Below are 13860 nucleotides of genomic sequence, written 5' to 3' on the forward strand. Positions count from 1 at the left end.
GGATGGTAATGGGGCCGAGGACGGCGCTCCTAACTTGCTGTCGTCCCGGCCTTGAACCGGGACCCATACTCCGCGGCCGCCGTGGTGAGACGAGATGCCGCTCCAGCCTACCTCCCAACGACCTTCACGGAGTATGGGTCCCGGATCTGCGCCCGCCAGCGCTTCCGCGCTGGCGGGCTTGTCCGGGACGACACCGTTATTTTGTCTGCAGCATTGGTTGTATCTGCAACAGTGCTTCGTGCGTTCTAGTTCGTCGGCAGCGGGACCTGGTCGTCGATCAGGGCATCCAGCGTCACCTTCACATCCACCTTGGCATCGACGACACCGGCCTGCTGCAAAGCGAGGCCAGCAGCCAAAATCGACTCGCGCTGGGGTGCGCCGATGCGGCTATGGGTGAGCTCGGTGCGCTCCTTGAGCTGCTTGTCGACGACGGCCTCCGGCAGCTTGGTCACGGCGATGAAGGTCTTCTTCAGGTCGTCGTAATTAGCCAGCGCGTCCTTGCGTGCGACCTCGTAGGTGGCGAGCACGCGGCGGACGATCTCGGGATTGTCCTTCAGGAACTGCTCACGGACGTTGAGGATGCCCCAGGTGTTGGCGTCGGCCTTGCGGTAGAACAGCCTGGCGCCCTCCTCGACCTCGGCCTGCGCCATCATCGGATCGAGCCCGGCCCAGGCGTCGACGTCGCCGCGGATCAGCGCCGCCTTGCCGTCGGCGTGCTGCAGCAATACCGGCGTGATGTCCTTGTCGGTGAGGCCGGCTGACAACAGCGCGCGCACCAGGAAGATGTGCGGATCGGTACCACGGGTCACCGCGACCCGCTTGCCCTTGAGGTCAGCCACGGAGGCAATCTTGGAATCCTTGGCCGTGACCAGCGCGGTCCATTCGGGCCGCGAATAGACGTAGACCGACTTGATCGGATTGCCGTTGATCCTGGCGACCAGCGCCGCCGAGCCGGCGGTCGAGCCGAAATCGAGCGAGCCGGCGTTGAGGAATTCGAGCGCCTTGTTGGAGCCGGCCGACTGCACCCAGACGATGCTGATGCCGTCCTTGGCGAACTCCTTCTCCAGAAGTCCTTTCTGCTTCAGCACCAGCGACACCGGATTGTAGGTCGCCCAGTCCAAGCGGATCTCCTTCACCGGCTCGGCCGCGCGTGCAGCGCCGCATCCCAGGAGAACCACGGCCGCAACCGCAGCAAATCCGCGCCTCGACAATCCACCCATCGTCACCCCTCCAAGCCTCAAGAAACATTGCTGTGGTTTCAATGAGTTATGCCAGGGGCGCGCGAGAATTGCTTTTCCTTTCGACGGCACCATTCAGAACGATCATCATCCCGTGACCACCGATGACAGCATGGATCGATTGTTGCATTGGAAGTTTCGTGACAGCACAGGCCTTGTTCGATATCCGGTTGCATCCATGGACAGCGTCGCCCCCAATTCCCACCCCGATAGCCTTTCCGATTTCGACAGCGCCGGCATCGCGGTTGCGGTCGACACGTTGGCCGCGCAGCATTCGGGCCGCGAGGACATGTTCCGCGCGGCGGTGGTGCAATTCCTCAAGGCCGAGCTGGTCAAGGCGCGCGCAGCGGCCCAGGCGCAACTGCTGAAGGACCGCCACGGCCGGCGCTGCGCCGAGCAGCTCTGCTTCGTGCAGGACGAGATCATCCGCATCCTCTACGCCGCGGCCACCCAACACCTCTACCGCTCGCAGGTGCCGAGCGGCGCCGAGCGCATGGCGGTGGTCGCCACCGGCGGCTATGGCCGCGGCCTGATGGCGCCGGAGTCCGACATCGATCTCCTGTTCATCCTGCCCTACAAGCAGACCGCCTGGGGCGAGCAGGTCGCCGAAGCCATTCTCTACTCGCTGTGGGATATGGGGCTGAAGGTCGGCCATGCGACCCGCTCGGTCGACGAGTCGATCCGCCAGGCGCGCGGCGACATGACCATCCGCACCGCGATCCTGGAGACGCGCTATCTCGCCGGCGACCGGCCGCTCTATGACGAGCTGGTCGCGCGCTTCGACAACGAGGTGGTGCAGGGCACCGCCGCCGAGTTCGTCGCCGCCAAGCTAGCCGAGCGCGAGGAGCGGCACCGCCGCGGCGGCCAGTCGCGCTATCTCGTCGAGCCCAACGTCAAGGACGGCAAGGGCGGCCTGCGCGACCTGCATACGCTGTTCTGGATCGCCAAATACGTCTATCGCGTGCGCGAGACCGCCGAATTGGTCGAGCGCGGCGTGTTCGACGCGCATGAATACCGCACCTTCCGGCGCTGCGCGGACTTCCTATGGTCGGTGCGCTGCAACCTGCATTTCGTCAGCGGGCGTCCGGAAGAACGGCTGTCATTCGACCTGCAGCGCGAGATCGCGGTGCGGCTGGGCTACACCAGCCATCCCGGCATGCAGGATGTCGAGCGCTTCATGAAGCACTACTTCCTGGTCGCCAAGGAGGTCGGCAATCTTACCGCCATCCTGTGCGCCAAGCTCGAGGACCAACAGGCCAAGCCGGCGCCGGTGCTGAGCCGGATGATCTCGCGCCTGACCACCGGCTCGACCTGGCGGCGCGTGCCGGAGAGTGACGACTTCATCGTCGACAACAACCGCATCAACCTCGCCGCGCCCGACGTCTTCAAGCACGATCCGGTCAATCTGATCCGCATCTTCCGGCTGGCGCAGAAGAACAACCTCGCCTTCCATCCCGACGCGATGCGCGCGGTCACGCGCTCCTTGAACCTGATCAACACCGAGCTGCGCGACGAGCCCGAGGCCAACCGGCTGTTCATGGAGATCCTGACCTCCAACGATGCCGAGGTCGTGCTGCGGCGGATGAACGAGACCGGCGTGCTCGGCCACTTCATCCGCGCCTTCGGCCGCATCGTGTCGATGATGCAGTTCAACATGTATCATCATTACACGGTCGACGAGCACCTGATCCGCTGCATCGGCTTTCTGCAGGAGATCGAGCGCGGCGGCATCGACGAGTTCACCCTGGCCTCCGACCTGATGCGCAAGATCCGGCCCGAGCACCGCGCCGTCATCTACATCACCGTGCTGCTGCACGACGTCGCCAAGGGACGGCCCGAGGACCATTCCATCGCCGGCGCCAAGATCGCGCGCCGGCTGTGCCCGCGGCTGGGCTTCAACAATGCCGACACGGAGCTGGTCGCCTGGCTGATCGAGGAGCATCTGACGATGTCGACGGTGGCGCAGTCGCGCGACCTGTCGGACCGCAAGACGATCGAGAATTTCGCCGCCGTGGTGCAGTCCGTCGAGCAGATGAAGCTGCTGACGATCCTGACCACCGCCGACATCCGCGGCGTCGGCCCCGGCGTCTGGAACGGCTGGAAGGCGCAACTGCTGCGCACGCTCTACTACGAGACCGAGCCGGTGCTGACCGGCGGCTTCTCCGAGGTCAACCGCGCCAAGCGCATCACCGCGGCGCAGGCTGAATTCCGCAACGCCTTCACCGATTGGCCCGAGGACGAGCTCAACACCTATATCGGCCGGCATTATCCGGCCTACTGGCTCAAGGTCGAGCTGCCGCGCAAGATCCGCCATGCCCGCTTCGTGCGATCGAGCGAGGATGCCGGCCACAAGCTCGCGATCAATGTCGGCTTCGATCCGGCGCGCGGCGTGACCGAGCTGACGATCTTCGCGATGGACCATCCGTGGCTGCTGTCGATCATCGCCGGCGCCTGCGCCTCCGCCGGGGCGAACATCGTCGATGCCCAGATCTATACCACGACCGACGGCCGCGCGCTCGATACCATCGCGATCTCCCGCGAGTATGAGCGCGATGAGGACGAGGGCCGGCGTGCGACCCGGATCGGCGAGACCATCGAGCAGGTGCTGGAGGGCAAGCTGCGGCTGCCGGACGCCGTGGCGCGGCGGACGACGCGCGGCAAGCAGCACAAGGCGTTCTCGGTCGAGCCGGAAGTGACCATCAACAATCAATGGTCGGAGCTCTACACCGTCATCGAGGTCTCCGGCCTCGACCGCCCCGGCCTGCTGTACGAGCTGACGACGGCGATCTCGAAGCTGAATCTCAACATCGCGTCGGCCCATGTCGCCACCTTCGGCGAACGCGCCCGCGACGTGTTCTACGTCACCGACCTCCTGGGCGCGCAGATCAACGCGCCGACCCGGCAGGCGGCGATCAAGAGCGCGCTGCTGCATTTGTTGGCGAACGACGACGCGGCCGCCCAACCGGCGGCATGAGAGACCATCGCGCGGCCCTGAGCCGCTCGGAGAAGATTTGAACGAGGGGGCCGGCACCACCGCCGGTCCCGGCAGGCTTGGGGGAGCCGAACCATGGCATTGATTGCAAACATCGTCGTCGGACTGATCGGCCTGCTTCACGTCTACATTCTCGTGCTCGAGATGTTTCTCTGGACCAAACCGGCCGGCTTGAGGGCGTTCAACAACACGCCGGAGCGCGCGGAGCAGACCAAGGTGCTCGGCGCCAACCAGGGCCTCTACAACGGCTTCCTCGCCGCCGGCCTGTTCTGGGGCCTCGCGCATCCGGCGCCGGTGTTCGGTTTTCAGATCAAGGTGTTCTTTCTGCTCTGCGTGCTCGTCGCGGGCCTCTATGGCGCCGCCACGGCGAGCCGGAAGATCCTGTTCATCCAGAGCGTGCCGGCGGCAATCGGCCTGGTGCTCGTCTGGCTGGCGGCTTGATCAGCACCGAGTCCGCGGCCGTCCTTCGAGACGCCTGCGGACGATGTCGGTGCCCATGAGGACGTCATTCCGGGACATTCGCGCGCAAAATGGCGAAGCCGTTTTGAAGCAGCGACCACAGATGTCGTCCCGGGCAAGCACGGCGGCGCAACGCGCCGGCGTGCGCCGACCCGGGACCCATACTCCCGGGCGACGTTCGAGGCAGGATCGCAACTCCGAGTCTTCGCCACAGGGCGGCCTGTGGTTATGGATCCCGGCTCTGCGCCCTGACGTCGCTGCGCGACGCCAGGGCTTGGCCGGGACGACACTGAATGTCAGGGGGCAGCTTGGCTCGCAATGGCGCGAAGTCACGATCATCGAGCTTGCATCCTAAGCCCTCGCCCCGCGGAACCGCCGCAGTCCCGGTGGCGGCTCGCCTTGCGTCCGCCAAGCCGTTCCTCCACACTGCCTGTAGCGATGGCGCCCGTCCGGGCAGACCAGCCGCACAACAACATTCAGGAGGAATGCAGACCCCATGCGACAGGGATATTTCCGTCTTGCAGGCGCGGCCGCTTTGGCCGTCACCCTCTCCGTCACGTCAGCCTCGGCCCAGAAGAAGTATGATCCCGGCGCCTCCGATACCGAGATCAAGGTCGGTCAGACCGTGCCGTTCTCGGGCCCCGCCTCGGCCTATGCCTCGATCGGCAAGACCCAGGCTGCCTATTTCAACATGATCAACGAGCAGGGCGGCATCAATGGCCGCAAGATCAAGCTGATCCAGTATGACGACGCCTATTCGCCGCCCAAGGCGGTCGAGCAGGTCCGCAAGCTGGTCGAGGACGACGAGGTGCTGCTGACCTTCCAGATCATCGGCACGCCGTCCAACGCCGCGGTCCAGAAATACCTCAACGCGAAGAAGGTGCCGCAGCTGTTCGCCGCCACCGGCGCCACCAAGTTCACCGACCCCAAGAACTTCCCCTGGACCATGGGGTACAATCCCAACTACTTCACCGAGGGCCGCATCTACGGCCAGTACATTCTGAAGGAGCATCCCAACGCCAAGATCGGCGTGCTCTATCAGAACGATGATCTCGGCAAGGACTATCTGAACGGGATCAAGGCCGGCCTGGGTGACAAGGCATCGACCATGATCGTCGCCGATGCCTCCTACGAGGTGTCCGATCCGACCATCGACTCGCAGATCCTCAAGATCAAGGCGGCCGGCGCCGACCTGCTGTTCTCCGCCGCGACGCCGAAGCAGGCCGCTCAGGCCATCAAGAAGCTGCATGAGCTCGACTGGCACCCCGTCCACATCGTCGATATCAATGCCACGTCTGTCGGCGCAGTGATGCAACCGGCCGGCCTCGAAGCCTCCAAGGGCGTGATCTCGGTCAATTACGGCAAGGACCCGCTCGATCCGACCTGGAAGGACGATCCGGGCATGAAGCGCTATCTGGATTTCATGGCCAAGTATTATCCGGACGGCGACAAGAACTCCAATTTCAACGTCTATGGCTACGGGAACGCACAGCTCCTGGTGACGGTGCTGCAGATGTGCGGCGACAACCTGACGCGCGAGAACGTCATGAAGCAGGCGGCGTCGCTGAAGGACGTCGTCGGCGACCTGTCGCTGCCGGGCATGAAGATCAACACCTCGCCGACCGACTATCGCGTCAACAAGCAACTACAGATGATGAAGTTCAACGGTGAGCGCTGGGAGCTGTTCGGCCCGATCCTGGAGGACAAGGGCGCGGCGGGCTAGCTGCACTCGACGTCGTTCCAGGGCGTGCGATAGCGACGAGCCCGGACCCTCGAGATTCCGGATTCGATGCTGCGCATCGCCCCGGAATGACGCGGTCAACATCGATGGGACGGGGCTGCGGGATAGCGCGGCCCCGTTCTGCATTGCGGCACGGGTTGCGCCCGTTCGTCGCTGCGTGCGCTCGCCGACGGCCATTCGACCGCATCGCGGGTGACAACGGCTGTTGCGGTAGGATCCGCCGTCGCGTCGAGGGAGTATCAGTCGTTGATGACGTCACCCAGGTCTCGTTGCTTGACGACCCGGTCGATCAAGCCCCACTGCAAGGCTTCGTCCGCGGTCATGAAGTGATCGCGATCCAGGGTGCGCTCGACGTCCTCATAGCTGCGCCCGCAATGCTCGGCGTAGAGCCTGATCATGCGGCGCTTGGTCAGCTCCATCTCCTTGGCGTGAATCAGGATGTCGGACGCCTGGCCCTGAAAACCACCGAGCGGCTGATGCACGTGAAGGCTTGCATTGGGCAGCGCCGTACGCTCGCCCGGCTCGCCCGCCATCAGAAGAAACGACCCCATCGAACGCGCCGTTCCCATGCAGAGCGTGTGTACCGGTGCTTTGACGAATTGCATCGTGTCATACATCGCGAGGCCGCTGGTGATCACGCCGCCGGGTGAATTGATGTAGAGATGGATCGGCCGCTTTGGGTTCTCCGCCTCGAGAAACAGCAGTTGCGCGCAAACCAGGGCGGACACCGTGTCGTTGACCTCGCCGTTGAGGAAGACGATCCGCTCACGGAGCAGCCGCGAATAGATGTCGAAGGATCGTTCGCCCCGACTGGACTGCTCTATGACCATAGGGACGAGTTGCATCGTGTCGCGCATGCGCGAGCTCCCGGTTTCAGTGGGTTGTTAGTGAACTAGAGCGTCAAGCCGCGCGCATCAGGCTGCGCCGGTTGCTGTTCGCCGCCGGCGGCGTCCGCCGCATCAGCTTCGTGACGACCAGTCCGTGAATGATTCTCAGCCTGGTCCCGCCTGCGGCATTGGGCATGACCTGGAACGTCACGATGCTCTCAAGATACGGCGGTTCGTCGTCGCGCATTCGGTAGCGAACTTCTTCGCCGGGCGTCGAGGAGATCGGGGCGGCATCGGCCAATTCTCCTGAAGGCAGCCAGTTCTCGCGCAGCGCGGGAATGCTGATCGCCCGCCACACCTTCTCCGGCGGAGCGTCGAGCTCGTAGTCGAGCACCAGATCGTCGCTCTGCCGGTCAGCCTTGATATCGGTCATTGGTCCATGTCCTTCAGCACGGCCTTCAACGCATCGACCCGCGACGGCCAGTAGGCGCGGTACTTCGCCAGCCAGCGCGCGATCTGCGCCAGGCCCTCCGGATCGACCTCATAGTTGACGAAGCGACCCTGCCGTTCTTCCCTCACCAATCCCGCGCTTCTGAGAACCGCGAGGTGCTGGGACATCGCCGGCTGGCTGATCGTCAGACCCTCGCGAAGCGCGCTGGCATTCAAGCTGCCGTTCGCCAGCTTCTCGAAGATCGCGTATCGCGTCGGATCAGCCAGGGCCCTGAAGATGTCACTCTCGATCATGCCAACACATAAGCATAAACTTATGTGTCATGCAAGCGGCAACGGAGGCTGAGAACGCGGATGTCGTCGAGTAGAGCGACGCGCCTGGGCGCTTCTCGATCAGGACTCGCTCTCACCCAGCCCACTGCCGCGCTCCCTCCCCCACAAGGAGGGAGGGAACGTACCTTTTGCTTGTCGACTGCCGACTACCAATCTTGCGGGTGTAGTCAGACTTGCCCCGCCGGCACCTCGCCAAAGTTCTTGCCCACTGGCAGCACAGCGTGGCGGATCAGGCGCGAGTCTTCGACCGCAGCCTGGCGGTGCTTCACTGCCTCGCGATAGACGGGATCGCGGATCATCTCGACGAAGGCTTGCACGCTCGGATATTCGGCGATGAAGCAGTGATCCCAGTATTCCTCCTGCGGACCGATCAGCATCAGCTCGAAGCGACCCTGCCAGACGACGCGGCCGCCGAGGCGCTCGAACACCGGGCCGCTCTCGCGGCCATAGGCGGCATAGGCTTGCGCGCCGCTGACCTTGCGTCCATCGGGATAGGCCGCCTCCTTGCGCAGCCGCACCAGGTTCAGCATGTGGATCGGACCCGGGCGGTCATTCTCCCGGAACTGCGCGAACACCTCCTTGGTGGGATCGATATGGCCCATGAATTCCCTCGCCTGATTGTTGTTGACCTTCGCTTAACCATAACGCGGCGTTAGCGGCGCGAAACTCCTAATCGCGCGTTAAGCTCTTCCTAACTGCCCCTTAAACTCCGGACATTACCGTGGTCGGACGGCGGGGTCGCGGGCTCGGGTTGCGTATGGCGCGGGGACGGAAACAGAGCGGCGGACGCAAGGAGCCGCGATTCGGTCTTGCGGCCGCGATGGCCGATCTGCGCCTCGACCCCAAGGATCGTATCCCCTCCGGCAACAACGCGCCCAAGAAGTCCGCTGCGAAGAAAAGGCCGGTCGAGCCCGACAACGAGGACGATGTGCCGGCGCGCGAGCCGAAGACCTCAACACCGAAACCAAAGCCGAGCCGCGGCAGGTCGCGCTGGGGATTGTCGATCGGGCGCATGTTCTACTGGGCGCTGGTCTGCGGCCTGTGGGGCGTGATCGCGCTGGTCGGCATCGTGATCTGGGCCGGCGCGCATCTGCCGCCGATCCAGTCGCTGGAGATCCCGAAGCGGCCGCCGACGATCGAGATCGTGGGCTATGACGGCACCATGCTGGCGCAGCGCGGCGAGATGGCCGGCGCCAATGTCGCGCTGAAGGATCTGCCGCCCTATCTGCCGAAGGCCTTCATCGCCATCGAGGACCGCCGCTTCTATCAGCATTTCGGCATCGACCCGATCGGCATCGCCCGCGCTGTCGTCGCCAACATCCTGCATCGCGGCGTATCGCAGGGCGGCTCGACCCTGACGCAGCAGCTCGCCAAGAACCTGTTCCTGACCCAGGAGCGCACGCTGGCGCGCAAGCTGCAGGAGGCCGAGCTGGCGCTGTGGCTGGAGCGCAAATATTCCAAGCGCGAGATCCTCGAGCTGTATCTCAACCGGGTCTATTTCGGCTCCGGCGCCTATGGCGTCGAGGCGGCGGCGCAGCGCTATTTCGGCAAGTCCGCGCGGCAGGTGACGATCGGCGAGGCCGCGATGCTCGCAGGTCTCGTCAAGTCGCCGTCGCGGCTGGCGCCGAACCGCAACCCGGAGGGCGCGGCCAAGCGCGCGCAGACCGTGCTTGCGGCGATGGCCGAGGCCAAGTTCATCACCGACGCCCAGGCGCAGGCCCAGATCGCGCATCCTTCTGTCGCGGTGAAGCCGGCCGGCGCCGGCACCGTGAACTACGTCGCCGACTGGATCGGCGAGGTGCTCGACGACCTCGTCGGCCAGGTCGAGGAGTCGATCGTCGTGGAGACCACGATCGATCCGAAGCTGCAATCCGTCGCCGAGGCCGCCATCATCGACGAGCTCGCGGCCAAGAGCGTGAAATTCAACGTCAGCCAGGGCGCGCTGGTGGCGATGACGCCGGATGGAGCCGTGCGCGCGATGGTCGGCGGCCGCAACTACGCGGACAGCCAGTTCAACCGCGCCGTGACCGCCAAACGCCAGCCCGGCTCGGCGTTCAAGCCGTTCGTCTATCTCACCGCCATCGAGCAGGGCCTGACGCCGGACACGGTGCGGCAGGACGCGCCGCTCGACCTGAAGGGCTGGAAGCCGGAGAACTACACCCGCGAATATTTCGGCCCGGTGACGCTGACCCAAGCGCTGGCGATGTCGCTCAACACGGTCGCGGTGCGCGTCGGCCTCGAGGTCGGGCCGAAGAACGTGGTGCGGACCGCGCATCGGCTCGGCATCGCCTCCAAGCTCGATCCCAACCCGTCGATCGCGCTCGGCACCTCCGAGGTGTCGATGATCGAGCTGGTCGGCGCCTACGCGCCGTTCTCCAATGGCGGGGTCAGCGTCTCGCCGCATGTGGTGACGCGGATCAGGACGCTCGACGGCAAGCTGCTCTACATGCGCCAGGCCGAGCAGCCGGTGCAGGTGATCGAGCCGCGCAACGCGGCGATGATGAACCAGATGATGCAGGAGACGCTGATCTCCGGCACCGCGAAGAAGGCGGAGATCCCGGGCTGGATCGCCGCCGGCAAGACCGGCACCAGCCAGGATTTCCGCGACGCCTGGTTCATCGGCTACACCGCGCGCCTCGTCACCGGCGTCTGGCTCGGCAATGACGACAACTCGCCGACCAGGAAGGCGACCGGCGGCGGCCTACCCGTCGAGGTCTGGACCCGCTTCATGCGCGCGGCGCATCAGGGCGTGCCGGTGGCGGCGCTGCCGAACGCGCAGGGCTCGGGCCTTGTGCCGACGCTGGCGCAGATCGCCTCGCAGATTTCAGCACCGTCGGCCCCCGCACCCAATGCAGCCTACTCGGCGCGCTCGGCGGCGCCGAGCCCGAGCCGCAGCAATGTTCGTCCGGAGCCCGCGGCCGGGCTCGACGGCTGGCTGGTGGACCGGTTGTTCGGCGGCCGGCGCTGATCTGATTGCACCACGACCACCGTCATTCCGGGGCAAGGCCGCAGGCCTTGAACCCGGAATGACGACGGAAGCGCAAATGCGCTGCGTGTTGCGACACAACGAGCGATGCTCGTCAGGGGAAGACAGTGAGTCCGGCCTGATCAGCCCGCGGCGGCCGCAACGGGCCGCGATGACGGCTCGCTTTTCGCAGCACCCTCGCCTTTCGCATCACCGGAGGCCTGCGCCAGCGCGCGTCCGACGAGCCGCAGCATCAGGCTCGCGCGATGGGCGCTGTAGTCCAGCAGCCAGCGGCTGAAGGCGCTGGCGGCCATCGGCCGCGCGAACAGGAAGCCCTGCATCGCATCGCAGCCGAGCTCGGCCAGTAGCTTGCGCTGCGGCTCGGTCTCGACACCTTCGGCGACCACGGCCACGTCGAGGCTCTGGCCGACGCGCACGACCGCGGTCACGATCGCCCGCGTGCCGCTGTCGTTCTCGAAATCGCGCATGAAGCTGCGATCGATCTTCAACTCGTCGATCGGTAGCTGGGCCAGCCGGCTGAGGCTCGAATAGCCGGTGCCGAAATCGTCCAACGACAGGCCGACGCCCATGTTGCGCAGCTCGTTCATGGTCGCGATCACGGTGGCGCGCTCGTTGAGGATCACGCCCTCGGTGATCTCCAGCATCAGCATCTTCGCCGGCAGATCGTTGGCGGCCAGGATCTGCGCCACCATCGCCGCCAGATTGACGTTCTGGAAGTTGATCGGCGACAGGTTCACCGAGATGCAGGGGATGTCGAGACCGGCACGCCGCCACGACGCCATCTGCTGGCAGGCCAGCTTGATCGACCACACGCCGATCTGCTCGATCAGGCCGCATTCCTCGGCAAGCGGAATGAACTTGGCGGGCGAGACCTCGCCGAGCACCGGATCGTGCCAGCGCGCCAGCGCTTCCACGCCGTGGATCGCGCCGTCGCGGGTGCGGATCTGCGGCTGATAGTGCAACGTCAGGGCCTCGCTGGCGATCGCCTCGCGCAGCGCGGTCGAATGCATCAGCCGTTCTTCGGCGAGCTTGTCGATGTCGGCGCTGAAGAAGCGGTAGGTCGCCCGGCCGCCGCGCTTGGCCTTGTACATCGCCGCGTCGGCCTGCTTGATCAGGGTCTCGATGTCCTTGGCATTATCAGGATAGAGGCTGAGCCCCATGCTCGCCGACATCGGCACCTGGCGCTTGCCGATCGTCAGCGGCATCGCCAGCGCGGCGGTGATGCGCGCCGCCGCGAGCGAGGCTTCCAGGGCATCGCGGTTCTGCAGCACGATCACGAACTCGTCGCCGCCGAGACGGCCCAGCATGTCGCCGTTGCGGATCTGCGCTCGCAGGCGGTTGGCGAAGCCGACCAGGAACTCGTCGCCGGCGGCATGGCCCAGCGTGTCGTTGACGTCCTTGAAATTGTCGGCGTCCAGGAAGGCGACGGCGACGTGTCCGCCTTCCGGACAGGCCTTGATGGCTTCGGCGATCAGCGACGGGATGCGGGCACGGTTGGGCAGGCCCGTCAGCATGTCATGATAGGCGACCTGTGAGATCGTCGAGCGGACCTCCTGGCGCTCGATGGCGAGCGCACCGAGCTGGACGCAGGCGGCCACGATCTGCTCGTGCCAGGGGCTGGGGCCGCGGCATTCACGGAAGTAGAAGGCAAAGGTGCCGATGACGCGGCCGTCCTTGCCCTTGATGGGCGACGACCAGCAGGCGCGCAGGCCGGCGGCGAGCGGGCCGGCCTTGTAGGGTTGCCAGCGCGGATCATTGTCGATGTCGTGCGACAGCACCGGCTCGCAGAGATGGGCGGCGGTGCCGCAGGAGCCGACGTCCGGCCCGATCGCGACGCCGTCGAGGCTGGCCGAATAAGCGGACGGAAGGCTGGGGCCGCCGAGCGGATGCATGCGGCCATCGGAATCGACGTGCAGGATCGAGCAGACGACGTCCGGGGCGAGCTCTTCGACCCGGCGGCACAGCTGATCGGCGATGGTCGTGATCGAAACGTCGGATGCCAGCGACGCCATGATCAGCTGCTGCAGCGAGCGCAACTGCTTGGTCTCCCGGATGTCCGTGAGCAGCCCGAACAGATATCTGACCTTGCCCCGCTTGGTCCGGTGCGCCTTGACATAGGCGGTCGTCCAGATCTCGCGGCCGTCCTTGTCGTAGACCAGCACGTCCTCCTCGATGCCGCGATCGTCCTCGAGGCATTGCCTCAGCCGGTCGACGATGGCGGGATCAGTGCAGGGGCCGATCAGCAGTTCCTCGGCCCGGCGCCCGATCGCCTGTTCAGGCGTGTAGCCGAACAGGCTGGCAAAGGCGGCGTTGGTATAGAGGACGTTGAGCTCGCGATCGGTGACGATGACGGCCCGGTTGGTCCGGTCGGCGACCGACGTCAGCAGCGCATTGCGCTCGCGCATGTCGACTTCGGTGGTCACGTCACGAATGAACAGCAGCGAACGGACCGGCTCGTCGTCACGGCCCGGCGGCAGAGCGCACAGCGACAGGCGGAGGCGGGTCCGCCCGCCATCGGCATGGCGCATCGTCATTTCGCGGGCTTCGGACTGGTCCGCGTCCTGCTGCGCGTCGGTCGTCTCGTCGCAGGGGGGCGCCGGGATCAGATCCGCGGGGAGACCCAGGCTTTCGAGGTCGGCGCCGATCAGAGCGGCCGGCTCACGCCGCAGCAGCACCGACGCCGCCTGGTTGGCGTGCTGGACATGGCCCTGCGCGTCGAGAAACAGGATCGCCTCGGGGGCACCGTCGAGCGCGGCCGAGAGCAATTGTGTGGATGCGGCCGGTTGGAACTCGCTTGCAGGCATCGTTCGATTCGAGGCGCGCTGCACGTTTCG

Annotated in this window: 10 protein-coding genes; 4 read left to right on the forward strand and 6 right to left on the reverse strand. The window is 65.5% G+C overall.

Annotated features, from left to right (window positions below; all coding sequences use genetic code 11):
• Window positions 1–245: 245 nt before the first annotated feature.
• Window positions 246–1220 carry an aliphatic sulfonate ABC transporter substrate-binding protein gene (locus QX070_RS04725; protein WP_315735312.1) on the reverse strand — a complete coding sequence of 325 codons (975 nt, stop codon included), beginning with the start codon at window positions 1218–1220 and terminating at the stop codon, window positions 246–248.
• Between the two features lie 196 nt (window positions 1221–1416).
• On the opposite strand from QX070_RS04725, the gene QX070_RS04730 reads away from it, so the two are divergent.
• The 3 genes from QX070_RS04730 to QX070_RS04740 all read left to right on the forward strand — a co-directional run bounded on the left by QX070_RS04730 (window position 1417) and on the right by QX070_RS04740 (window position 6412).
• Complete coding sequence (locus tag QX070_RS04730; protein WP_315735314.1) at window positions 1417–4212, forward strand: [protein-PII] uridylyltransferase; 2796 nt, start codon at window positions 1417–1419, stop codon at window positions 4210–4212.
• A gap of 93 nt (window positions 4213–4305) precedes the next feature.
• On the forward strand, window positions 4306–4671 hold the full coding sequence (locus QX070_RS04735) for a DUF1304 domain-containing protein (RefSeq protein WP_315735316.1): 366 nt from the start codon (window positions 4306–4308) through the stop codon (window positions 4669–4671).
• A 514-nt stretch (window positions 4672–5185) separates the two neighbouring features.
• Complete coding sequence (locus tag QX070_RS04740) at window positions 5186–6412, forward strand: ABC transporter substrate-binding protein (protein ID WP_315735318.1); 1227 nt, start codon at window positions 5186–5188, stop codon at window positions 6410–6412.
• A 257-nt stretch (window positions 6413–6669) separates the two neighbouring features.
• Here the strand turns inward: QX070_RS04740 and QX070_RS04745 are convergent, their stop codons facing one another.
• The 4 genes from QX070_RS04745 to QX070_RS04760 all read right to left on the reverse strand — a co-directional run bounded on the left by QX070_RS04745 (window position 6670) and on the right by QX070_RS04760 (window position 8642).
• On the reverse strand, window positions 6670–7287 hold the full coding sequence (locus tag QX070_RS04745) for an ATP-dependent Clp protease proteolytic subunit (RefSeq protein WP_315735320.1): 618 nt from the start codon (window positions 7285–7287) through the stop codon (window positions 6670–6672).
• 43 nt (window positions 7288–7330) lie between these two features.
• The gene (locus QX070_RS04750) at window positions 7331–7690 is read right to left on the reverse strand and encodes a polyketide cyclase (protein ID WP_315735323.1); all 360 of its coding nucleotides are present in this window, start codon (window positions 7688–7690) and stop codon (window positions 7331–7333) included.
• A complete protein-coding gene (locus QX070_RS04755; protein WP_315735325.1) occupies window positions 7687–8001 on the reverse strand; it encodes a metalloregulator ArsR/SmtB family transcription factor in 315 nt (104 codons plus the stop codon). The genes QX070_RS04750 and QX070_RS04755 overlap by 4 nt, the downstream gene beginning before the upstream one ends.
• A gap of 206 nt (window positions 8002–8207) precedes the next feature.
• Window positions 8208–8642: a DUF1330 domain-containing protein gene (locus QX070_RS04760; protein WP_315735327.1), complete on the reverse strand. Its 435-nt coding sequence runs from the start codon at window positions 8640–8642 to the stop codon at window positions 8208–8210.
• Between the two features lie 155 nt (window positions 8643–8797).
• On the opposite strand from QX070_RS04760, the gene QX070_RS04765 reads away from it, so the two are divergent.
• The gene (locus QX070_RS04765; protein ID WP_315735329.1) at window positions 8798–11008 is read left to right on the forward strand and encodes a penicillin-binding protein 1A; all 2211 of its coding nucleotides are present in this window, start codon (window positions 8798–8800) and stop codon (window positions 11006–11008) included.
• A 140-nt stretch (window positions 11009–11148) separates the two neighbouring features.
• Here the strand turns inward: QX070_RS04765 and QX070_RS04770 are convergent, their stop codons facing one another.
• Entirely contained in the window at window positions 11149–13830 is a 2682-nt protein-coding gene (locus QX070_RS04770; protein ID WP_315735331.1) for an EAL domain-containing protein, read from the reverse strand.
• Window positions 13831–13860 lie beyond the last annotated feature (30 nt).

It is taken from the genome of Bradyrhizobium sp. SZCCHNR1093 (assembly GCF_032381175.1).
GTDB lineage: Bacteria > Pseudomonadota > Alphaproteobacteria > Rhizobiales > Xanthobacteraceae > Bradyrhizobium.